The following is a 20,540-nucleotide window of genomic DNA, read 5'->3' as shown; positions in this document are numbered from 1 at the left end:
ACCTCGTCAACGGCAGGCCTCACCGTACAGACCATGGCTGAACTGACTACGAATTAACGCGTCTGCTTCACGTTGCTTGGAGCAAATGACGCAGTTGGGGTTCCAGGAGGCTGAAGGCTCTGCCGCGATGGCCATGCTGTTTTTTCTCAGCCAGGGGCATCTCGGCAAAGGTGCGGCCCGTTCCAGCAACTTCGAAGATCGGGTCGTAGCCAAAGCCTTGCTCCCCACGGGGTGACGCCGTGATCAAACCGTCGCAACGGCCTTCCACCTCAAGCAGAACGGATCCATCGGGGGCTGCAATGCAGAGCGCAGCGCAGAAATGGGCTTGGCGTTGCTCTGAGCCGTTCAGCGCCTTCAACAGCCGCGCGATGCGTTCCGGATCGGTGGGGGCGTAGCGGGCGGAGTGAACACCCGGGGCGCCATCCAGGGCGTCCACGCTTAGGCCTGAATCGTCGGCCAACGCCCATTCCCCTGTAGTAGCTGCAACCGCTTGGGCTTTGAGACGGGCATTGGCGGCAAACGTGGTGCCTGTCTCCTCCACCTCCAAACCCTCAGGCTGGGGCTGCACTGTGACGGGGAGGGCCTGCAGCAGACCCTGGAATTCACGAATCTTTCCGGCGTTGCCGCTGGCGATGACCAGTGCCTTCATGCGGCCTCCGCGAACTGCCTGCCCCAGGCCAGCACAGCATTCACCCGATCGGCATCGGGCCCTTCGCAGTAGAGCCGCAGTAGAGGTTCGGTTCCGGAAAAGCGCAGCATCAGCCAGTGGCTGGGACCCATTCTCAGTTTGATCCCGTCTGTGGTGATCACCTCCAGCACCTTTGCCCCTGCGATGGTCGAAGGTGTGCTCTGGGCAAGCAGCATCTCGAGCCGTCGGCGTGCCTCCATGTCAGCAAGTCGCAGGTCGAAGCGGTCGTAGTGGCTACTGCCTCCATGCTGCGCCTGGAGAGCATCCAGTCGAGCTCCCAGGGGTTGCTTTCCTTCAACAAGGGCTTCCAGCACCAGCATTGCTGCGAACAGCGCGTCCCGCTCGGGCAGGTGCATGCCGAAGCCAACTCCACCAGACTCCTCGCCGCCGATCAGCACGTCCCCCGCCAGCATCTCCGCGGCGATGTACTTGAAGCCCACAGCGAGCTCAAGAACATCGCGTCCCTGCGCTTCCGCCACCAGCCGCATCAGATCAGATCCGCTCACGGTCTTGACCACTGCTCCTGGCAGCTGCCGGGCGCGGGCCAGGTGATCGATCAGCAGGGGCATCAGCAGCTGGGTGCTGCAGAACCGACCTGTTTCATCCACAGCGGCAATGCGGTCCCCATCGCCGTCGAAGACCAATCCCACGGCAGGGCTCCCGGCGGCGGTTGAGGTCTTCACCGCTGTGATCAGCTCTTCGAGATAGGCCGCAAGGGGTTCCGGCGGATGACCACCAAATAAAGGATTGCGATCGCTGCGGATTTCCTCCACCACCCCATGGGCCTCAGGCCCGAGCAGCTCCGTTACACACCCGGCGGCTGAGCCGTGCATCGGATCCACGATCACCTTCAGGTTGATGGTCTTGAGGCCCCGCAGCAGTGCGGTGAGGTCGAGCTTGCGGCGGAGACCTTCGAGATGCTCGCCCCGACCATCAAAACGGGGGACCTCCGCTTTGATCGGTGCTGTGATGCCGCCGGCGGCCAGTCGTCGTTCGACTGCGGCGGTGAAGTCGCCCTCGACTGACCCGCCGAAGGGGCCTTTGATCTTCAGCCCCAGCCATTCCGGCGGGTTGTGGCTGGCGGTGATGACCAGCGCTCCAAGGGCTTTGCGCTCCACCACGGCCCAGCTGCAGGCCGGTGTGGGGACAGCGGTGTCAGTTAGTAGGGGCTCGAGTTCACAACCCCGCACGGCGGCGGCGATGGCTTCCGCCAGTTCGGGAGCCAGAAAGCGCCGGTCATAACCGATGACCACCGTTCGGCTGTTGTGGCCTTCTGGGGCGCGATGCGCGAGCTCCTGGGCCGCGGCAGCGGCAACGGGCAATAAGCGCTCCACTGTGATGTCGACACCGATGATTCCGCGCCAGCCATCGGTGCCGAACTTGATTGGAGCTGGGCTTAGGGGGAGGGGAGCCGATGCCATGGCACAGCCTGCACTTCAGTGGATCTAGCAGCTGGCAGCCGTAGGGTCGGCGGATGGGTGACACCCCGCCTGCCGACAACGCCCTCACCGACCGGTTGCTGCGCAGTTGGCTGCGTTGTCGTCGCAAGGCCTGGCTCGATCGCCACGGAAATCCTGCTGAGCGACGTTGGACCGCCCATCGCAATCTGCTGCTGGATGACCAGCAGCGATGTTTTGTGGGATTGATGCCCCGCAAACCAGGCCATGGCTTGGCCGCCTGTGTTGCCGGTGCCGATGCCGTGGTGGGTCTGCGCCTGAAGGGTCTGGGCCCTTCCGGGGAACCGTTGGAGGCGCATCCTCCCCTGCTCAGGCGGGTCAAGGGCCAGAGCCGTTGGGGCGACTTCGCCTATCAACCGGTGCTGGCACGTCAGGGCCGTCGTACCACTCGGGAACATCAGCTGCCCCTGGCGCTGATGGCTCTGCTGCTCGAGCAGGTGCAACAGGGCGAAGTCCCATCCATGCTGGTTCTCGGCGGCGGCGGCCGGCGGCTGGAACAGGAGCGGGTCCATCTGTCGAACGGCATGCGCCGACAGCTTTCGGAAGGGTTGCGCAAACTGCGTGATGACCTTGAGCGGTCGGTCCCCCCTCCTCTGGCAGCCGATCGACGCAAGTGCTCACTCTGCAGCTGGCGGGGTGTTTGTAACGCCGTGGCGGCGGAGCAAGGGCACTTAAGTGAGGTCAGCGGCATCGGAGCCAAGCGCCGCGAGATGTTGCTGGAGCTTGGGATTCGCGGCCTACCTGATCTGGCCGCTGCTGATCCGATGCAGCTCGCTAAGCAGCTTCAACGCTTCGGTGATCAGCATGGTGAGGTGGCTGCAGCCTTGGTGGCCCAGGCCAGGGCGCAGCGCGATGGTCGGGTGGAACGTTTGGACGCTGCACCGGCACTTCCGGAACTTCGGGACTGCCCTGGTGTGCTCCTTTACGACATCGAATCCGACCCCGACGCCCGTCACGACTTTCTCCACGGTTTTCTCGTCTTGCACAGAACCGAACGTGGGGACTGGGACCTTGCTTCAGTGGCCTATCACCCGATCCTGGCCCTGGCCGAGCACGGTGAACCCCGTTGCTGGCTTCGGTTGCAACGCCTGCTGGATCACTACCGGGGGTGGCCAATTCTTCACTACGGGGAAACAGAAAGCCTGGCCTTAAGGCGCATGGCCGAGCGGCAAGGTGTCGATGAGGCTGAACTGAAGCAGCTTCGTCACCGTCTGGTGGATGTTCATGCCCGGGTGCGGCGTCACTGGCGCTTGCCATTGGCCAGTTACGGCCTCAAGGCCGTGGCCGGTTGGCAGGGGTTCCGATGGAGTCAGGCCGGTGCAGACGGGGCCAGGGCCTTGTTGTGGTGGCGGCAGTGGCAGGGCGATGGCCCTGATCGACGCGGCAATAGGCATGGGCTGCGCTGGATCTTCGACTACAACCGCGATGACTGCCTAGCCACCTGGGCCGTTGCCGCCTGGTTGCTGCAACACGATCAGACGTCGGGATCCTGAAACGCCTCAGGTCGGCTGATCTGGAGCAGTTCCCCATTGGGTCCCTCCAGCGTTTCACTGGCAAGACATTGGCGGCGCACCAGGGCCAGTCCAATCCACGAGTTGTCGTGTTCGAGAGCACTGGTGATCACCCCGGCCCTCTCTCCCTTCAGCGTGAGTTTTGTGGCTCTGGACAGCGGGCTGCGGCAGCTCCAACAGCGCAGCTCTTGTTTCACCCCCGCTTTCCCGATGAGTTTGGCCATGGTCTCCTGGCCCAGGTAGCAGCCCTTCTCTGTGCTGATCCGAGCCACGAGTCCCAGTTCCAGAGGGTTGGTCTCGCCATTGAGTTCACCTGGCCCTGGTGGGAAGCCGCTCTGGAGCCGCCGACGCTCCAATGCCGCGGCGTTGGCGGGCTTTCCTAATACCCATGGCTCTGGCAATGCCACATCCGGCTCAGGCCAGATCACTGCAGCGTCAGGTTCCAGCCATTGCAGCCGGCGCCCCTCGGCCAGGGGTTGGAGTCGCACACGATCGGCTGGAAAGATCACCTGATCGAATCCGGCGTGAACCGCAGCAGCATCTCCCGCCAGAACGATCACATCGGCTCCATCCGTATCCAGACGGACTTCCAGCAGCGCCCGTAAGCGTCCCGTTGCGGTCAGCCAGCAGGTCTGCAGGAGATCACCGGGTTGGAGTGCGTTGAGGTCAGCACTGGTCTGACCCTGAAGAAACTGGCATGCTCCGCCGCCGCTCAGGCGCAGCCGGGGGAATGTGGCGTCCCAAAACAGCCTGCTCATACCTGGGTGACGGCGGCGATCTCAGACAATTTGTACAGGCTGATCAGCTCGAGATCGTCAGCAGCCATGGCGGCATCGCCCCCTTCTTCCCGGTCGACGATGGTGACGACCCTCTTGACGCAGTAGCCGGCGTCGCGCAGCTGCCGGACCGCTTTGAGGGAGGACCCCCCTGTGGTCACAACGTCTTCCAGCACGGTGATCAGTGCCCCGGGCGCTGGTAGTGGTCCCTCCAGCCAGGCTCCAGTGCCATGGCCTTTGGCCTCCTTACGGACGATTAATGCATCGAGATCACGGCCCTGATTGGCGGCGGCCATGGCGACACCGCTCACCAGTGGGTCTGCTCCGAGGGTGAGGCCGGCCACTGCGACTGCATCAGTTTCCACGTGGGTCAGCATGGCTCGACTAATCAAGGCCAGGCCGGAGCCGCTCAGGCTTACTGGTTTGCAGTTCACGTAGTGCTCGCTCCTGCGGCCTGACGCAAGGGTGAAGTCTCCGTGCCGGTAGGCCAAGGTGGCCAGTCGGCTCAGCAGTTGCTCGCGCTCAGTCGGGACACTCGACGATTCAGGCATGGGTCTGGCCGCGCTTCGCAGATGTCCTTAGTTTGCGCTTAGAGCTGTTTCCTCCGGTGCTGCTGCGCTCGTTCTTTCGCTCGGGATTGTTGGTGCTCGCTGGCCCATCGGTGCTGGCAGGCCCGCTGGTCTGCACGACCAGCATCGAGGCTCCTCCACCGGGCAGTGGTTCTGCTCCCGTGGAAGTGACGGTGTGCCATCCCACGGAGACCACCAGTGAGCTGATCAACCGTCGCCTCTACTCCTGGACGTCACCCATGGCCAGGGGTGTGGATCCCCTTCATCAACTGACTGATTTTCTGGGTATCGCGGTTGGAGGAATCGAGGGGAATCGGGTGATGGGCCTTGGCTTTCCGGATCAGACCCTGATCTGGGACGGGTCTGCCCTGCAAAACACGACCGGAGCTCTGCTGGAGGAGCAGAGTACGCCGCTGCCGTTGCGGACCCTCGATATCCCTAGCGGATTCGACGGCAGCCTGGCCGCCTCCGACATAAACGAATCCGACCTGGAGCGACCCATGCCCGATGACTTCCCCGACGTCACTCCCCTGTGGTAACACTCTCTTTGAGGGGGTCTAGCAATCTGGTGAATGCAGCGAACTCATAATTCGCCTAAGGCGAGTTCGATCCTCGCGACCCCCATTCCCCCCTATTGATGCGGCTTTTACTGCTGGCTGTCCTGCTGGTTTTGCCAGCCTTTTTCGCGGCCGCAGAGGTGGCCCTGTTGCGGCTTCGCCCCAGCCGTGTCGAAGTGCTTGTGGAGGAAGAGCAGACCGGGGCCCGCTCTATTCAGCGTCTGCAGCGACGCCTGCGGCGGGCTTTGTTGGTTTCTCAGCTGGGTTCCACCCTCGCTCTAGTGGCTTTGGGCTGGGCCGGCCGCGGTTTGGGGGGTCGGCTCTGGTCGGATGGCTCCCTAGGTGTGGCCTGGCGGGATACGGCGCTGTTTCTCGGGATCGTTCTGCTCGCCACGTTGGTCGCCGGTTTACTGCCCAAGGCCTGGGTGCTGAACCGTCCGGAATCCTCCGCGCTCCGACTGGTGCCGTTGCTGGAGGTGGTGATGCGCTGCTTGGCTCCGCTGCTCAACCTGCTTGAGGCACTGGCAGGCCTGCTGATGCGCCTGCTCGGCCTGGCTCCCCAGTGGGATGTATTGGTGCCAGCACTCTCTGCCGGTGAGCTGGAAACCCTCGTGGAATCCGGGCGGGTCACGGGATTGTTTCCCGATGAAAAGAACATTCTGGAAGGAGTCTTCGCCCTGCGGGACACCCAGGTGCGGGAGGTGATGGTGCCTCGCTCCGGGATGGTCACGCTGCCGGCCACGGTCCGTTTCGCGGAGCTGATGGAAGCCGTTCATCACACCCGTCACGCGCGGTTCCCGGTGATTGGCCAGTCGCTGGACGACGTGCGTGGCGTGCTGGATCTCCGTCAGATGGCTGAACCGATTGCCCGGGGAGAGCTCCAGGCCGATTCGCTTCTTGAGCCCTATCTCCAGCCTGCGGTGCCCGTGCTGGAGACTTGCACCTTGGCGGAGCTGCTGCCGATGATTCGCAGTGGCCAGCCGCTTCTGTTGGTGGTGGATGAGCACGGCGGCACTGAGGGGCTCGTGACAGCAGCAGATCTCACCGGAGAAATCGTTGGTGATGAGGATCCCGGCGAGACCGATGAGCCAGATCTGCTCGAGGAAAAGGACTGCCCTGGTGTTTGGCTGGTGGCGGGAGATCTGGAGATCTTCGAGCTGAACCGTCAGCTGGACCTTGATCTGCCCGAGGCGGATGACCATCACACCCTTGCGGGTTTCCTGCTGGAGCGGCTTCAGCACATTCCATCCGCTGGGGAAGCGCTGCATTTCAACGGCCTGCAGTTCGAAATCACGGCCATGGCAGGGCCGCGGATTGACCGCGTCCGGCTCGTTCTTCCTAGTCCAGAGGATGATTCCGACTGAAGGCCGATAGTCTTCCCCCAACCGACTGCCCGTTCTGATGTCTCCCGACCCCATGGTCCCAGTGAAGGTCGGGGTGATCGGAATCGGCAACATGGGTTGGCACCACGCTCGTGTGCTCAGCCTTCTGCGGGATGCCGACTTGGTGGGAGTTGCGGATCCCGATGCCGAGCGCGGACAGCTCGCTACGGAGCAATTCGGCTGCCGCTGGTTTGGGGATTACCACGCCATGCTTTCTGAGGTGGAGGCGGTCTGCATCGCTGTTCCCACCCTTCTGCATCACCCCGTCGGCCTGGCCTGTCTTCGAGCGGGTGTGCATGTTCTGATCGAAAAGCCGATCGCGGCGAGTCAAGACGAGGCCACCGCGCTGATCGAGGCTGCGACAGCAGCCGGTCGTCTGCTGCAGGTTGGTCACATCGAGCGGTTCAACCCCGCTTTTCGTGAACTCACCAAGGTGGTGGCCAACGAAGAAGTCGTGGTCCTCGAGGGGCGTCGCCACAGCCCCCATTCCGATCGGGCTAATGACGTCTCCGTGGTGCTGGATCTGATGATTCATGACATTGACCTTGTGCTGGAGCTGGCCAAGGCACCCGTTGTCAGGCTTGCCGCTGCCGGTGGTCGCAGTGCCGAGGGACCGATTGATTACGTCAATGCCACGCTGGGTTTTGAGAATGGTGTTGTGGCCAGCCTCACGGCCAGCAAGATGAGCCACCGCAAGATCCGCAGCCTGAGTGCGCACTGCCGCTCAAGCCTGGTGGAGACCGACTTCCTCAACCACACCCTGCACATCCATCGCCGCGCCCATGAGTGGTATTCCGCAGATCACGGTGAGCTGCTGTACCGCAATGACGGCTTCATCGAGGAGGTGAGCACCACGTCCATCGAACCGCTCTACGCCGAGCTTGAGCACTTTCTCCAGTGCGTGCGCGGCCGGGAAACCCCTGCTGTGGATGGTCTTCAGGCGTCACGTGCACTCAAGCTGGCGGACCTGATCGAGCAGGCGGTCGAACACCCGGATACCGGGGCACCCTTGCCTGCACCCATCTGACGGGCCTGACTCGGATCAGACCAGCCCTTCTTGTTCGGCCAGCTCCCGCAACGCCGTGACCTGCCAGCGCCGACAGTCACCGGGAGAGGATCGATAGAACTGCCCCCAGGCCTGGGCTTTCTGCTGCGGGTAGTTCTCAGGACTGAGGGATGGATGACTCTGTTGCCAGCCCACCCGGACGGCATGACCGATCACCACGTCGAGGGCTAGGTCATCCTCGAAGCGCACCTCCGGATTGGCTTCGACAAAGGCCATCAATGAGAGCAGGCATTCGCTGCAGAGTTGCCGGTATTCCGGTGCTTTGATTCGACTCAGCAGATGGTCGACTTGGGCGGCGAAATTGCGTTCGCCGGGTGTTTTCTCGAGGACGAGACGGCTGTTAAGTCGATTGCGCCGTTCCAGCTTGTCGCCGATGACCAGGCCGCGGCAGTGTTGCAGCAGGGACCAGATACCAGCATAGAAATCGCGGGGAACTTTCTGGAATGAGCCCAGGCGGATGCGGTGCTGAAGCCAGTCACCGCCCCCGGGTGTTTCCTCCAATGGATCGGGAACGGACCATTGCACCCTGCCGCTCACGTGCAGCTGCTCGCCGCGTTGCAGGGCGGCCCTCGCATGCTCCACATCCCCGAGCACGGCGCGCAACCGTTTGCGGATGGCGTGGGGTGCTTCGCTGCAGAGGGCTTCAAAGGCCTCGTCCTGGCTGAGACTTTTGTCCAGGGCCAGTTCCGATGTCAGCAGCAGCATCAGCTGCCCCAGCTGCAGGGTGAGGCTGCCCTTGAGCAGGGCTGGCTCCCGCCGCGCCACGCTGTCGAGGGCCAGCAGGAGTTCCTGCTCGAGCATGCGTTCACGACCGTCGATCCCGCTAGTCGTCTCAATCCGTTCGGCGATGGCAGCGCTGTCCATGGGTTGACGGAGCCTGGAGTCGCCGGTGTAGTTGCGTCCCACCACCACTTGTTTCTGGCGGACGAGAAGATCGGTTAGGGCATCTTCCAGCTGGGGATGCACCATGCCCATGGCGCCGGCACAGCGCCGCACCACATTCCAGTCTTCACAACGCAAGCCCCGTTGATACACCTCTTCGAGCAGCTTGCGCAGGGCCACCGGATGCCCATCGGGGCTGAGTTGTATCCCCTGAGGGCCGAGACGCCGTTGCAGCAATTCCAGTACTTCGGCCTGTTCATGCAGCAGCGCACTGCTCCAGAGGCGCTGGCTCAACTGTTCGAGTGGGGTGTCATCCAGCTCCTGCTCCTCAGCGGCAGTCAGATCCCGAAGATCGGTGGCATCGCGCAAAACGTGCTGGGGTTGATCGGATGCCGGGACGGGCTTCCGCTGAAGCGGTGGGAGCTGGACCTCTTGCCCCTGATCCACCAGCTGACTCAGGCGGCCCAACCGGACGGGGATGGTTTCAATCACGCCGCTGCCGAGTTGATCGGCAAGTTTGAGGACGACGTCACGGTGCTGATCTAGGGCTGTTTCACGAATGGGAATGACCAGAAGGGGCAGTCCCGCACCCCGCCAGTGCCGTTGCAGCAGATGCAGCTCGTCCACAACGCTCTCCAGCAGCTCCTCAGGGTCATCGGCCAGATAGCTGCTGCGGTCCTCCAGAACCGACGGGGTGAACACGCTGATAGAGCCGTCTTGACGGTAGACACGAGCGGTGTCCTCAGTTTCCACGCGGTGCCCGGGGCGTCCGCTGAGCTCCAGCCGCGGATTGGTGCCGGCCGCTTTCAGCCGTTGTTTCAGCTCGTCGGACGACAGCACGGGAATCACCGTGGTTGGGTCGATCGGCACCTCTGCAGCCAGTAGTGCGTGGCGCACGGCATCCGTCTCGGGAGCCATCGCCACAAGAACTGCCTCGGCGCCCAGTTGCTTTGGATCCCTGCGCCCACACGGGTCGATGTCTTCGGGGCGGATCAGATCGTTGAGCAGCATTTCCCCCAGCCAGACGAGGCTTTGGGTCCAGATCAGCGGCAGATTGGTGTTGGCTTCTCTGGCCTGGCTGCCTGGATTCAGCCGTTCCGCGTTGACGGCACTGGCAGGAACTTGATAAAGCTCCGGGTAGAGACGTTCGCCGTCCTGTTCGACCGCCAGCGCCTTGAGTTGGCTGTGCAAGCGCTGGGCCTCGTCCGAGCGCCCTTCGCAGCATGCGGTGACCAATTCGAAGGCCAAAAACAACGGCCACTCCGACTCGATCCCCTCAAAGGCGGCGAGCTCCTCAGGTTCGTAGTGCAGGCGGCTGACGTCTTCCACCACCGTCTGGTGACCATCCCGAAGGAAGCGTTTGTAGCCGTAGGCCCCGCCCAGTTCCCGTCGAATGCGACGGCCCGTGCGCTCCACCAGGGCAGCATCTTCCACTGCCCAGGCGGGATAACCAATCACGGAGAGACAGGCACTGTCTGCTTCCTTGCTGGCGGATTCCCGTGGCAGGAGCCCTTCCAGGGCGCGACGCAGGCGCACGATGGCCCCCTGAGGAATCAGCAGGACGCAGCTGCCGTCGCCATGGGGGCCGTAGAGGTCAAGCCCATCAAGCGATTCCAGGGCGGCCTTGGCCATGCCGATTGAGCTCGCATTGCGCTCCGGCAGTCCATGGTTTCCCTTGTCACCGCGTTCCCAGATCCCGTAATCGGGGGTGCGGTACGCCCTGGCGATGTAGTGCACGAGGTTTTGGAGGAAATCCACCTCGTCACGGCACTGCACCACGGCGCAACCGCCCTTGGTCAGCTGCGCCAGCTGCAGCAAGAACAGAGAGGTGGCATCCAGTTGAAGATGGCCCCAGGCGTCATCGGCCACCACCGATTCACCGGTGCAGCTGTCGTATTTGGCGTGGAGCGCGTCGAGGGGATGCAGGCTCTCCTTAAAGCGCTCCACTTTCACGGCTTGGCGCATCATCGAGCGCATCAGGCCGCGCATGAGGGCTACCACCCGCTGCTCCAGTTCCCAGGATCGTCGGCTGGTTTGCCCCTGTTGACGGCGGTGGGCCAGGGCCAGTCCCCAAACACACTGCACCGAATAGACGCAGTCCCGCACCCAGGCATCTCCATAGTTGCCATGGATGGTGTGGGCGGTGCTGGCGGGGAGCAGGCCGCTGATCGGGTCCTGCCGATCGAGAACGACCCGTTGGATCGATTGATCCAGACGCTGAAGGTTTGTGGCGTGGTTCTGCGGAAGGTTTTCCGTCGTCGTCACAACCATGCCCTCATCCATCACCACCCCTAAATTCTCCAACGCAGCCCCTCGGCCATGGATCCTGTTAGCACCACTCCCGATGACCGCCGCCGCTGCGAGGTGCTCGGCGTGCCTCTGGACGCCTGCCGCGACGTCTGTGCTGCAGCTCTCGGCCTGCACGCTCGGGGAGGGGGACGCATCGTCACCCTCAATGCCGAGATGACGATGTCTGCTCGGGCGGATGCCTCTTTGGGGCAAGCGATCGGGACCGCTGATTTGGTGATTCCGGATGGGGCTGGAGTGGTCTGGGCTCTTGCGCGTCAGCGGATCCGTGTCGTCAAAACAGCAGGGATCGAGCTTGCTTGGACCTTGCTGAATTACGCAGCAGCCCATCAATGGCGAGTTGCTTTGGTGGGTGCTTCACCTGAGGTGATGGAGACGCTGCGGGCGGACTTGCCCCAGCGCATCAGCGGGCTCAATCTTGCCCTCACTGTGGATGGCTATCAATCACCCCAGGCCTGGCCCGGCATTGAGGCTCAGCTCAAGACATTGAAGCCGGATCTCGTTTTGGTGGCCCTGGGCGTGCCGCGTCAGGAGACCTGGTCCGAGCGGGTTGCGTCTGGTCAGCCAGGGCTTTGGATGGGTGTTGGCGGCAGTTTTGATGTCTGGGCCGGCACCAAAAAACGTGCCCCCGGATGGATGTGCCGGATGCAGCTGGAATGGTTGTATCGACTCATCCAGGAACCCTCCCGTTGGCGACGCATGCTTTCGCTGCCGGCCTTCGTTGTGGATGTGATCCGGATGGGTTGAGGGTTCAGCGGAAGCCCACAGAGGCTTGCCAGACAAAGGCAAGCAGCAGGAAGAAGACCGGGATCAACGGGAGGATGTCGATCAGCGGAGAGAAGGCCTGATAGGCCTCGGGCAGCTGTGCCAGCAGGTCGAGGGTAAAGGCGGCCATCCCTTGCATCAAAAAGGCGTTGGGCTGGACGCTACCACGTGTGGTGAGCTGGTGAGTCCGGCTCCCAGGGAGCGAAATCCTCTGAAAAACAGCCGTCGCGAATGGCTTGTGCCATGGCGGACGTGAAACGCACCAACTGCGTGATGTTGTGAATGCTCAGCAAGGTGAGGCCCAGAAGTTCCTCGCTGCGAATCAGATGATGCAGATAGGCCCGGGTGTGTCCAGTGCAGGCCACGCAGGAACAGCTCGGATCCAGGGGTGTGTGGTCGTGGCGGAAGCGGGCATTGCGCAGATTCCAGCGTTCGCCACCCACCAGTGCTGTTCCATGGCGACCCAGTCGGGTGGGCAAGACACAGTCGAAGAGGTCGATGCCGTTGGCCACGGCGATGGCCATCTCTCGCAGGGTGCCGATGCCCATCAGATATCGCGGTTTGTTCGTGGGGAGTAAGGGCGTGACATCCCGCACGATTCGGTGCATCTCCTCCGCGGGCTCACCGACGCTGACGCCACCGACGGCGATTCCCGGTAGATCAAAGGAGGCGACGGCACGGGCACTCTCCCGCCGTAGATGCGGGAAACAGCCGCCCTGAACGATGCCGAACAGGGCCTGGTCCACGCGTGTGTGGGCTGTGACGCAGCGCTCGAGCCAGGCATGGGTGCGGCGACAGGCATCGATGACGTCGTTCTCCGTCGCCGGATAGGGCGGGCACTGGTCGAAGGCCATGGCCACATCCGCCCCGAGGGCCATCTGAATGCGGGTGGCATGTTCCGGTGTCATGTCGATGGTGCGTCCATCGCGGGGGTTCCGAAACACCACGCCGCGGTCATCGATTTTGTTGAGGTCCCCCAGGCTGAACACCTGAAAGCCCCCGGAGTCGGTGAGCATCGGCCCGTCCCAGCCCATGAAACGGTGCAGGCCACCTGCCGCTGCCACGATCTCTTCGCCGGGCTGCAAATGCAGGTGGTAGGTGTTGGAGAGCACCATCTGGGCACCCGTGTGGCTCAGTTGCTCGGTGCTGATGCCCTTAACGGTCGCCAGGGTGCCCACCGGCATGAAGCGTGGTGTTTGAACCGGCCCATGAGGGGTCGTAAACGTGCCGCACCGGGCCGCTGTATTGGCGCAATGCGCGTTGATCTCAAAGCCGAACAAGGCCGATCTGCCCCTGCAATGAACCTACGGTGAGGGCTGATTGCACCCGTCACGCCATTCCCCGGAGCGCTCCGTCCTGGCTGTCTGATCTGGCGGGAGCCTGGATCTTCTACACGGTGCTGCCCGCATGGCCCTGGCCGCAGCCCTCGTTTCAGCGCATCGCTCGTTTTGCTCCCTGGATGGGGCTGCTGATCGGAGCGCTGCAGGGGCTGCTCTGGAGTTGTCTTTCCGGGTTGGGTTGGCCTCCTGCAGCCTGTGCCCCCTGCGTGGTGGCTCTCGGAATCCAACTCAGTGGTGGGTTGCACCACGACGGCTTGATCGACACGGCGGATGGTCTCGGGGCGCCAGTGGAACGGAGGCTGGAGGCTATGGAGGACAGCCGGGTGGGTGCCAGTGGTGTGCTGGCTCTCGTGATGGTGCTGCTGCTGCAAGTCGCGGCGCTGATCCAACTGGGGCCCCAGGCCCCAATGGTGCTCTGTCTGGCTGCGTTCTGGGCACGGGTGTCACCGCTATGGGCCATGGTGCGGTTCGACTATCTGCGGGTCGATGGAACCGCTGCTTTTCATCGCGACAACGCCAGGCCGCTCTGGGATGCACTGCCCACGTTGCTGGCTGTGGCGCTGCTAGCTGCGCTTGTGGCACCCCTCCCTCTTCTTTTGGGGGGTGTTGTGGCGATCCTTGTTGCCCAGGGCCTCGGGCGACGTCTGGGGGGGCATACCGGCGACAGCTATGGAGCGGTTCTCGTTCTGACCGAGATGATCACGCTGCTCGGCCTGGCGTTGTTTCTGCCGGCCAATTGAGGATGAACGCATTGCCCTCAGCGGGCAGATCCGGAGCGATCGTGGTTGGCTCCACGCAGAGGCGGAGGTTGCGGCCCTGCCGTTCCGCTAAGGACCGTGCGAGGGCGAGCCCAAGGCCGGTGCCGGCACGGTCTTGGCCGGTTGATCCCCGCGCTCCCCTCTCGAAAATCATCTCCCTCTCCTCGATGGGGATTGGCGGTCCGTCGTCCCAGACGCAGAGCCCGTCGGGCAACAGACACAGGCCCACGCTGCAACCCGCTGGGCTGTAGCGGAACGCATTTTCCAGGAGGTTGGCGACGATTTCTGCAATGGTGCCGTCTTGGGACGGCTGATCAATCCATTGGGGCCACGCTTGCGGCCCCTCCCAGGGGCGTCCCTGCAGGCTTGCTGTCGCTTCCGCTCGCTCCAGCAGAGGCATTAGCAGGCTTCGCATCGTTGCCTCGCCTGCAGCGGGCCCGGGGGGTAAGAGGGTCGGGCCCAGGGTCTCCTGCTGTGGCAAGCGCTGTTGTCCAAGGTCATCCAGAACGTCGATGTACTGGCCCAGTTGCCTTTGCTCCGAAAGCATGCTCTCCACGAGTGGACGGTGGGAGCTGTCAGCTTCGAGGCGCCGCATTAGCAGCTGGGCGTAGGTGCGCAGGGCCGCCAATGGATTGCGCAATTGGTGAACGAGGGTGCGCAGTTGATCGTTTTGTTGGCTCAGTTCCTGGCGGAGTTGCAGGCATTCCAGGTCTCGTCCAAGAGCGTGGCTGATGGCAGCAGCACTGCGCCGCATTCGCTGGTCCAAGCTTAGATTCCAGCTCCGTTGAGGATCCAGATCGGCTCGCAGTGCTCCCAGGATCAATCCGGCATCCTGTAGGGGGTACCAACGCCGACTTTGATGCGGCAGGCGCAGGTACGGGTCGGCGTCGGCGGCGGGAAGGGACCGTTCATTGGCGGACCATTGCCGGATGAGCAGCAAGGGCGGACCTTGTTGATTGGGTGGTGCACTGACGTAAAGCCCTAGATGCTGAATGCCTTCTTTGGCGGTTAGATCAGCCAGCTGTTGGTCTGTGAATTCAAAGAATCGATCGGTGAGTTGCATCAGATCCGGTCGATCCATTCACGTGCTTGAGCAAGCCTGCGGGAGGGGGACTTGAAAAATCTGGGAAAAGTCTTAAGATCCTCTTATCGACCGAGGCGCTGTTCTTTGTGAACAGACGCCCACCATCTCTCACAACGGTTGCATTTGTTGTGCAACCAAAGCTACAGCAGAGGTTGAAGTGTCCTCAGCTGATTCCCGCTTGGGTGTTGGTGTTCTCCAGGCAATTGTGGTGCGCCCGCAATTGCCTCGACGCGGTCCCTTGCGTCTGGCGTTTTTGCGCCGACGGCTATTGACGATTCCGTGGTGATGGTCATTTCGCCGAAACGGATTTCGTCTGTTCTGACGATTCACCCCGTTCTTCCCTTCGTACCGGAGCCCTTCCATGTCCAAGAAGCGCAAGCGCATCAGTCGTCGTCGTCTGGCAGGTCAGCGGGTCTTGGCGCATGTGCCAACCCATCACCTTGAAACCGGTGAGTACAAGCCCGTCACCGCCGCGCGTCGGTACATCGCTGAGGCTGGTTTGGTATCTCCAGCGCTGTTGAACGTGCGCCGGAATGAGCACACCACCGATCGCTTCTTCTGGGGTGAGAAGGGCTTGTTTAGTGCGCAATACGCCGAAGAGAATCATTTCCTCTTCCCGTCGTTGCGCACCATCGTTGATTCCATTGGCGAAGACAAGCTCTTTGAAGGGCTTGAGCTTGGCGCTGATGATTGGGAGGAAATGGAGGAGTACGAGTACGCCTTCGTTTGATCAGGCGCTCTTCAGAACACGCTCGATAAACAGCACGATTGGCTGCACCATCTCATCAGGGATGGTGTGGCCGTTTTTGAATTCCAGGGTCTGGCACCGATCTGATTGCAATTGCGAGCTGATGGTTTGCATGGCCTGGAAAGGCACCACGGGATCTTCAGAACCATGCATCAGTAAAACGGGGGGATGCTGCTTGGGTGGAGCCCAGTTGGGATGCGGGTAGCCGCTGCAGCTGATGACCCCTGCCACAGGCAGGGAGCAGCTGCAGTCCAGAGCCATGGCGCCTCCCTGGGAAAAGCCGAACACCACCGTTTGTTCCAGGCCGAGGCCTGACCTGCTCAGGTCTTGCAATTGAGCCTTCAGGAGGTCAACAGCCTGGGGCACGGCGCTCCACTGTGCGGGGAACAAGCCGTACCACTGACGTCCTCCCGGTTGGTCTGGGTGGAGTTCAGGGGCCTCCAGGCACACCACATCAAGCTCCTTCGAGGTTTCATAGGCCAGGCGATCGCCCAGAGGTTTCAGATCATCTCCATTGGCTCCCCAGCCGTGGAGGAGCACCAGCCGGCCATCCATCGGGCATCAACATCACTGATGCGTAGGTTGGCTCACGACCCAGTCACGACCCTTCGATGGCTCCTGTCGCTCTGTTGAGTGTTTCCGATAAGTCCGGGCTGGTGCCTCTGGCGGAGGCCCTGCATCGGACCCATGGCTATCAGTTGCTCTCCAGTGGAGGCACAGCCAAGGTGCTGGAGCAGGCGGGCCTTCCGGTCACCCGTGTGGCGGATCACACCGGGGCTCCAGAAATTCTTGGCGGTCGTGTGAAAACACTGCACCCAAGGGTGCACGGCGGAATACTGGCCAAGCGGGGTGATGCAGCCCATACGGCTGATCTGGAACAGCAGAACATCGCCCCCATCGATGTGGTGGTGGTCAACCTTTACCCCTTCCGAGAAACGGTCGCCCGGCCGGATGTCAGTTGGAACCAGGCCATCGAGAACATCGATATCGGTGGCCCCGCCATGGTGCGGGCGGCTGCCAAGAACCATGCCGATGTGGCCGTCCTCACAAGCCCTGATCAATACGATCGTTTGTTGATCGCCATGGCGGAGTCCGGCGGGAGTGTGCCTTCGGATCTGCGTCGCCAATTGGCCCTTGAAGCGTTCCAGCACACCGCGTCTTACGACACTGCAATCAGCCGCTGGATGCTCGAGCAAAGCTCAGTGGAAGACAGCCCCTGGCTGGAAGCTGCCCCTCTACGCCAGACCCTGCGGTATGGGGAAAATCCCCACCAAAAAGCGCGCTGGTTCAGTCATTCCAAGCAGGGTTGGGGCGGTGCGATTCAGCTGCAGGGCAAGGAGCTGAGCACCAATAACCTTTTGGATCTGGAGGCTGCTCTCGCCACCGTGCGTGAGTTTGGCTACGGAGCCGATGGTGACGCACCGGCTTTGCAACCGGCGGCCGTCGTCGTCAAGCACACCAATCCTTGTGGTGTGGCGATCGGGTCAACGTTGCCTGCCGCATTGACCCGGGCTCTGGATGCTGACCGGGTTAGTGCTTTCGGCGGCATCATTGCCATGAATGGTGTTGTGGAAGCCACGGCGGCCCGTGAAATCACCAGTCTTTTCCTGGAATGTGTGGTGGCACCAGGATTTACGGCCGAAGCGCGGGAGGTGCTTGCGGCCAAGGCGAATCTGCGGCTTTTGGAACTGTCTCCTCAGGCCATCGACGCAGCTGGTCCCGATCATGTGAGAAGCATTCTTGGCGGTCTCCTGGTTCAGGATTTGGATGACCAGGCGATCACGCCGGCAGACTGGACTGTGCCCAGCCAGCGTCCGCCTACACCCCAAGAAAAGCTGGATTTGGAATTTGCGTGGCGCTTGGTGCGTCACGTTCGCTCCAACGCCATCGTGGTAGCTCGGGATGGCCAGAGTCTCGGCGTGGGTGCTGGCCAGATGAATCGGGTGGGATCGGCCCGGATTGCCTTGGAGGCTGCGGGTGATCAGGCCCAGGGGGCGGTGCTGGCCAGTGATGGTTTCTTCCCCTTTGACGACACGGTGCGTCTGGCCGCCAGCCATGGCATCACCGCCGTGATCCATCCCGGCGGGAGCATGCGCGATGGCGATTCGATCAAGGCTTGTGATGAGCTCGGTCTGGCGATGCAGCTCACGGGGCGCCGCCATTTCCTGCACTGATGCTGGTGGGGGGGCGGCGGCCCCCTAGCCTCGCGTCACTGAAGACTCCCCCCTGATGCTCGCCACGCTTCCCTTCAGCCTCAATTTCGCTCACCCTTTAGCGGAGTGGGGCCTGCTCGCTACTGGTGGTTGGGCCCTTTACCTGGGGATCAAGGCCAAGAAAACACGCACTGGTACGCCAGAACAACGCAAAGAGCTGGTGCCGAAAAAGTTTGCCCAGCGCCATTACCTCTGGGGCAGCATCCTCTTAGCGGTGATGACCCTCGGCACGCTGGGTGGCATGGCTGTGACCTATCTGAACAACGGCAAATTGTTCGTTGGACCGCATCTGTTGGTGGGTCTGGCCATGACAGGGATGATCGCTGTTGCCGCGTCGCTCTCACCCCTCATGCAACGGGGCAATCTGATTGCGCGCAAGGCTCATGTGGGACTGAACATGGGCATGCTGACGCTGTTCCTCTGGCAGGCCTTTAGCGGAATGGAGATCGTCAACAAGATCTGGACCAACCGCTGAAGATCCTTCAGAAGGCTGCCCACTGACCGGGTGGGCAGCCCTTTAAATCTATGGCCTGGACAACCCTCCATGTGGAGGGCGAGTTGCACGCCATCTTTTTCTAGGGCCCTGGATTTTTGAATTAAGGCTGAGACAAGCTGCGCTGGGATGTCAGAACAGCGCTAAGAGGTGCTGCCTAAAAAGTTTGGCCAGCGCCATGACCCCTTGGGCAAGCTCCGGCTGGTGCTGATGATGAGAGGGATAGTCGCCATTACCGCGTCGCTGGATCCCTTGATGCACTCATCAAGGTGTTCGCACGAAGGTCGCTGCTGTAGAAGCTGTTTTCCAGAACGTGGATGTCAGTCGAGGGGCTGAATCAGTAATAGCGTTGAGATGATTCGGCTTTATTCTGGCCACTAACGATAAAAATCCTCTCTCTTGAGTGGTGTTTTTCGTTCGTTGCTTTTGATGTAAAAAAATGCAGTTGCTGCAACGACTGCGAGTGGTACTGAAGTAAACAAAAGAAGCGCAATCGCCGTATAGTCTTGATGCATGGTGCAAGAAATTTTTGATACGCTATTTTCTTGAGCCAAGGATTAATTGTTGGATTTTACTTCGCTTTGATTAAAAAGAAATGTCCTGGATCATCTTTTGATGCAAGTTATGTTTTATTTGTTCTATTGTTTGCGTTCTCCTGAGGGATATGCATATTCGCATCATTTCGAAGGTTCTCTGTGTCAATGTTGAATGCTGCCATTGATTTAACCCAAATCATGAAGGATCTATGAAAAGCTCTTTGAAGGCCATCATGTTCTACATCTTTTATATTTTAATCTGTGGAGGAGCTCTTGCTCAAGCTGTTCGTGAGTCGACCAAGCAGCCGATTGGATTGTTGGTCGCTGCGATGGCGATGACTCCAGTCATTGTTTCTATTTATGGTGGGCTGCCTGTTGATTTTATGAAAGTAAATTTCAGCAAAGTACGTGATGACTGATCGTCAGTTGTTCGGCTAAATTCTAATTTAGCTTTGGTTTAATTGTGTCATGTATGTCGTTTTCCAGATTATTATATATTGACTTCCTGAGTGATTGCCCTTGACCAGGCCTGTAGGCGGTCATCAGTTTTTTCGGATTCATTGTCTTCGTCAATAGGTAATCCACAAAACATTCCATCGATAACACTTTTGGACTCATCAAAAATATATTGGTCAGTTGATACATGGCCGATCATTCGGCCTCCTGCAGATTTGAATGATTTGTAAAGTTCTTCCATGGCATCACAGAAATATTTGCTGAATGCAGCTGAGTCTCCCAGGCCTACTATCGCAATGGGTGTGTCTTTTAGCGATAGATGGGGAATGTTGTCAATGTGTTCGTCCCATGATGTGCCTGATCTTTTAATGTCAGAGCCAGTGTTCCAGGTTGGTGTGCAGCAAATTAACGCTTCAGACTCTTCTAGTTCTTTTGTAAAATCTATTCTGTCAAGATCTTTTAATTCTGATCCTGGTAATAATATCCTTAGCCTTTCTGCTATGTCTTCTGTATGGCCGGTTGCTGATGCATAAACGATAGTAAAGCGCATGAAGCAAATCCCAAGTGAATGGATTATGAACAATTTTGAGATGAGATCAAGCACTTATTTGACGCATCGATGTCATGCAAGCTACTGATGCGTCTGGTTTTTAAGCCTATTCCTGTTGGTGGGCTCAAGAATATGTATTCATATGTGATTGATATCAAGCTGGACGCTTGAAGCGCTAATTTGCTTTTCTCTTTTTGTTCGTGTTTGAGGTTATTCATTTGCTTGCGCTCCCATTTCTTTGAATTTTGTTGGCCATCTAAATGATTGTGTTCCGCGAGTTTGCCTCTATTAGCTGTAATTTATTCCATCAGTCTTGCTGTGGTAATTCTGCTAAAAGATGTGGAGTTTGTCTGCACTCTTGTGGTGATTTTCGTGGTGGATTTTTCCGATTTGCTGTTTATA

At 60.5% G+C, this 20,540-nt stretch carries 20 protein-coding genes and 1 tRNA gene; 11 read left to right on the top strand and 10 right to left on the bottom strand.

Going from position 1 to position 20,540, the window contains the following annotated elements:
- Window positions 1–67: 67 nt before the first annotated feature.
- Together rdgB and NCN06_RS06435 are read right to left on the bottom strand one after the other, a co-directional pair.
- On the bottom strand, window positions 68–649 hold the full coding sequence (rdgB, locus tag NCN06_RS06440) for an RdgB/HAM1 family non-canonical purine NTP pyrophosphatase (RefSeq protein WP_226398365.1): 582 nt from the start codon (window positions 647–649) through the stop codon (window positions 68–70).
- Window positions 646–2,109 (bottom strand): phosphoglucomutase/phosphomannomutase family protein, encoded by a 1,464-nt coding sequence (locus tag NCN06_RS06435; protein ID WP_226398366.1) that lies wholly within the window; start codon window positions 2,107–2,109, stop codon window positions 646–648. Before NCN06_RS06435 ends, rdgB begins: the two co-directional genes overlap by 4 nt.
- 53 nt (window positions 2,110–2,162) lie before the next feature.
- On the opposite strand from NCN06_RS06435, the gene NCN06_RS06430 reads away from it, so the two are divergent.
- Entirely contained in the window at window positions 2,163–3,638 is a 1,476-nt protein-coding gene (locus tag NCN06_RS06430) for a TM0106 family RecB-like putative nuclease (protein WP_226398367.1), read from the top strand.
- Here the strand turns inward: NCN06_RS06430 and ygfZ are convergent.
- Window positions 3,620–4,414, bottom strand: coding sequence for a CAF17-like 4Fe-4S cluster assembly/insertion protein YgfZ (ygfZ, locus tag NCN06_RS06425; protein ID WP_250398748.1), 795 nt, complete (start codon window positions 4,412–4,414; stop codon window positions 3,620–3,622). The two genes, NCN06_RS06430 and ygfZ, sit on opposite strands and share 19 nt — an antisense overlap.
- Complete coding sequence (gene pyrE / locus NCN06_RS06420) at window positions 4,411–4,983, bottom strand: orotate phosphoribosyltransferase (RefSeq protein ID WP_226398369.1); 573 nt, start codon at window positions 4,981–4,983, stop codon at window positions 4,411–4,413. The genes ygfZ and pyrE overlap by 4 nt, the downstream gene beginning before the upstream one ends.
- A 56-nt stretch (window positions 4,984–5,039) precedes the next feature.
- Here pyrE and NCN06_RS06415 point away from each other — a divergent pair, with 56 nt between their 5' ends.
- From NCN06_RS06415 to NCN06_RS06400, 4 genes are all read left to right on the top strand, one after another.
- On the top strand, window positions 5,040–5,540 hold the full coding sequence (locus tag NCN06_RS06415) for a hypothetical protein (RefSeq protein WP_250398747.1): 501 nt from the start codon (window positions 5,040–5,042) through the stop codon (window positions 5,538–5,540).
- Between the two features lie 12 nt (window positions 5,541–5,552).
- Window positions 5,553–5,625: transfer RNA gene (locus tag NCN06_RS06410), tRNA-Ile, on the top strand.
- A gap of 13 nt (window positions 5,626–5,638) precedes the next feature.
- Window positions 5,639–6,922 carry a hemolysin family protein gene (locus NCN06_RS06405; protein WP_226409035.1) on the top strand — a complete coding sequence of 428 codons (1,284 nt, stop codon included), beginning with the start codon at window positions 5,639–5,641 and terminating at the stop codon, window positions 6,920–6,922.
- Between the two features lie 37 nt (window positions 6,923–6,959).
- On the top strand, window positions 6,960–7,967 hold the full coding sequence (locus NCN06_RS06400; RefSeq protein ID WP_115024926.1) for a Gfo/Idh/MocA family protein: 1,008 nt from the start codon (window positions 6,960–6,962) through the stop codon (window positions 7,965–7,967).
- Between the two features lie 15 nt (window positions 7,968–7,982).
- On the opposite strand, the gene NCN06_RS06395 is transcribed toward NCN06_RS06400, so the two are convergent.
- Window positions 7,983–11,159: a glycoside hydrolase family 15 protein gene (locus NCN06_RS06395; RefSeq protein ID WP_250398746.1), complete on the bottom strand. Its 3,177-nt coding sequence runs from the start codon at window positions 11,157–11,159 to the stop codon at window positions 7,983–7,985.
- A gap of 48 nt (window positions 11,160–11,207) precedes the next feature.
- On the opposite strand from NCN06_RS06395, the gene NCN06_RS06390 reads away from it, so the two are divergent.
- Entirely contained in the window at window positions 11,208–11,942 is a 735-nt protein-coding gene (locus NCN06_RS06390) for a WecB/TagA/CpsF family glycosyltransferase (protein WP_250398745.1), read from the top strand.
- 4 nt (window positions 11,943–11,946) lie between these two features.
- On the opposite strand, the gene NCN06_RS06385 is transcribed toward NCN06_RS06390, so the two are convergent.
- Together NCN06_RS06385 and tgt are read right to left on the bottom strand one after the other, a co-directional pair.
- Entirely contained in the window at window positions 11,947–12,090 is a 144-nt protein-coding gene (locus NCN06_RS06385) for a photosystem II reaction center protein K (protein ID WP_025362038.1), read from the bottom strand.
- Between the two features lie 31 nt (window positions 12,091–12,121).
- Entirely contained in the window at window positions 12,122–13,240 is a 1,119-nt protein-coding gene (gene tgt, locus NCN06_RS06380; RefSeq protein ID WP_115024928.1) for a tRNA guanosine(34) transglycosylase Tgt, read from the bottom strand.
- A gap of 29 nt (window positions 13,241–13,269) precedes the next feature.
- Between tgt and cobS the strand changes: the two genes are divergently transcribed.
- Window positions 13,270–14,040 carry an adenosylcobinamide-GDP ribazoletransferase gene (gene cobS / locus NCN06_RS06375; protein ID WP_250398744.1) on the top strand — a complete coding sequence of 257 codons (771 nt, stop codon included), beginning with the start codon at window positions 13,270–13,272 and terminating at the stop codon, window positions 14,038–14,040.
- Here the strand turns inward: cobS and NCN06_RS06370 are convergent.
- Window positions 14,000–15,121, bottom strand: a complete 1,122-nt coding sequence (locus NCN06_RS06370; RefSeq protein ID WP_226398421.1) for a sensor histidine kinase — start codon at window positions 15,119–15,121, stop codon at window positions 14,000–14,002. The genes cobS and NCN06_RS06370 overlap by 41 nt on opposite strands.
- Before the next feature lie 382 nt (window positions 15,122–15,503).
- On the opposite strand from NCN06_RS06370, the gene NCN06_RS06365 reads away from it, so the two are divergent.
- Entirely contained in the window at window positions 15,504–15,872 is a 369-nt protein-coding gene (locus NCN06_RS06365; protein ID WP_115024930.1) for a DUF3155 domain-containing protein, read from the top strand.
- On the opposite strand, the gene NCN06_RS06360 is transcribed toward NCN06_RS06365, so the two are convergent.
- On the bottom strand, window positions 15,873–16,445 hold the full coding sequence (locus NCN06_RS06360) for an alpha/beta hydrolase (RefSeq protein WP_250398743.1): 573 nt from the start codon (window positions 16,443–16,445) through the stop codon (window positions 15,873–15,875).
- Between the two features lie 56 nt (window positions 16,446–16,501).
- Here NCN06_RS06360 and purH point away from each other — a divergent pair, with 56 nt between their 5' ends.
- From purH to NCN06_RS06345, 3 genes are all read left to right on the top strand, one after another.
- Window positions 16,502–18,064 (top strand): bifunctional phosphoribosylaminoimidazolecarboxamide formyltransferase/IMP cyclohydrolase, encoded by a 1,563-nt coding sequence (purH, locus tag NCN06_RS06355; RefSeq protein WP_226398377.1) that lies wholly within the window; start codon window positions 16,502–16,504, stop codon window positions 18,062–18,064.
- 55 nt (window positions 18,065–18,119) lie between these two features.
- Complete coding sequence (locus tag NCN06_RS06350) at window positions 18,120–18,578, top strand: DUF4079 domain-containing protein (protein WP_166015632.1); 459 nt, start codon at window positions 18,120–18,122, stop codon at window positions 18,576–18,578.
- Window positions 18,579–19,365: 787 nt separating this feature from the next.
- Entirely contained in the window at window positions 19,366–19,551 is a 186-nt protein-coding gene (locus NCN06_RS06345) for a hypothetical protein (RefSeq protein WP_250398742.1), read from the top strand.
- A 71-nt stretch (window positions 19,552–19,622) separates the two neighbouring features.
- Here NCN06_RS06345 and fldA read toward each other — a convergent pair whose 3' ends face one another.
- Complete coding sequence (gene fldA / locus NCN06_RS06340) at window positions 19,623–20,192, bottom strand: flavodoxin FldA (protein ID WP_502988828.1); 570 nt, start codon at window positions 20,190–20,192, stop codon at window positions 19,623–19,625.
- Window positions 20,193–20,540: the final 348 nt, after the last annotated feature.

The organism is Synechococcus sp. MU1648, from assembly GCF_023630615.1.
GTDB lineage: Bacteria > Cyanobacteriota > Cyanobacteriia > PCC-6307 > Cyanobiaceae > Parasynechococcus.
Note: the sequence above shows the minus strand (reverse complement) of the source record. Positions and strands in the feature narration are given on the sequence as shown.

Bases quoted from the DNA above. Each gene is read 5' to 3' on its own strand.
- ygfZ (WP_250398748.1), bottom strand. From the start codon at position 4,414: ATGAGCAGGCTGTTTTGGGACGCCACATTCCCCCGGCTGCGCCTGAGC.
- NCN06_RS06405 (WP_226409035.1), top strand. From the start codon at position 5,639: ATGCGGCTTTTACTGCTGGCTGTCCTGCTGGTTTTGCCAGCCTTTTTC.
- NCN06_RS06390 (WP_250398745.1), top strand. From the start codon at position 11,208: ATGGATCCTGTTAGCACCACTCCCGATGACCGCCGCCGCTGCGAGGTG.
- NCN06_RS06395 (WP_250398746.1), bottom strand. From the start codon at position 11,159: ATGGTTGTGACGACGACGGAAAACCTTCCGCAGAACCACGCCACAAAC.
- NCN06_RS06365 (WP_115024930.1), top strand. From the start codon at position 15,504: ATGTCCAAGAAGCGCAAGCGCATCAGTCGTCGTCGTCTGGCAGGTCAG.
- NCN06_RS06350 (WP_166015632.1), top strand. From the start codon at position 18,120: ATGCTCGCCACGCTTCCCTTCAGCCTCAATTTCGCTCACCCTTTAGCG.
- rdgB (WP_226398365.1), bottom strand. From the start codon at position 649: ATGAAGGCACTGGTCATCGCCAGCGGCAACGCCGGAAAGATTCGTGAA.
- NCN06_RS06400 (WP_115024926.1), top strand. From the start codon at position 6,960: ATGTCTCCCGACCCCATGGTCCCAGTGAAGGTCGGGGTGATCGGAATC.
- purH (WP_226398377.1), top strand. From the start codon at position 16,502: ATGGCTCCTGTCGCTCTGTTGAGTGTTTCCGATAAGTCCGGGCTGGTG.
- NCN06_RS06385 (WP_025362038.1), bottom strand. From the start codon at position 12,090: ATGGCCGCCTTTACCCTCGACCTGCTGGCACAGCTGCCCGAGGCCTAT.
- NCN06_RS06430 (WP_226398367.1), top strand. From the start codon at position 2,163: ATGGGTGACACCCCGCCTGCCGACAACGCCCTCACCGACCGGTTGCTG.
- NCN06_RS06360 (WP_250398743.1), bottom strand. From the start codon at position 16,445: ATGGATGGCCGGCTGGTGCTCCTCCACGGCTGGGGAGCCAATGGAGAT.
- NCN06_RS06370 (WP_226398421.1), bottom strand. From the start codon at position 15,121: ATGCAACTCACCGATCGATTCTTTGAATTCACAGACCAACAGCTGGCT.
- pyrE (WP_226398369.1), bottom strand. From the start codon at position 4,983: ATGCCTGAATCGTCGAGTGTCCCGACTGAGCGCGAGCAACTGCTGAGC.
- NCN06_RS06345 (WP_250398742.1), top strand. From the start codon at position 19,366: ATGTTCTACATCTTTTATATTTTAATCTGTGGAGGAGCTCTTGCTCAA.
- NCN06_RS06435 (WP_226398366.1), bottom strand. From the start codon at position 2,109: ATGGCATCGGCTCCCCTCCCCCTAAGCCCAGCTCCAATCAAGTTCGGC.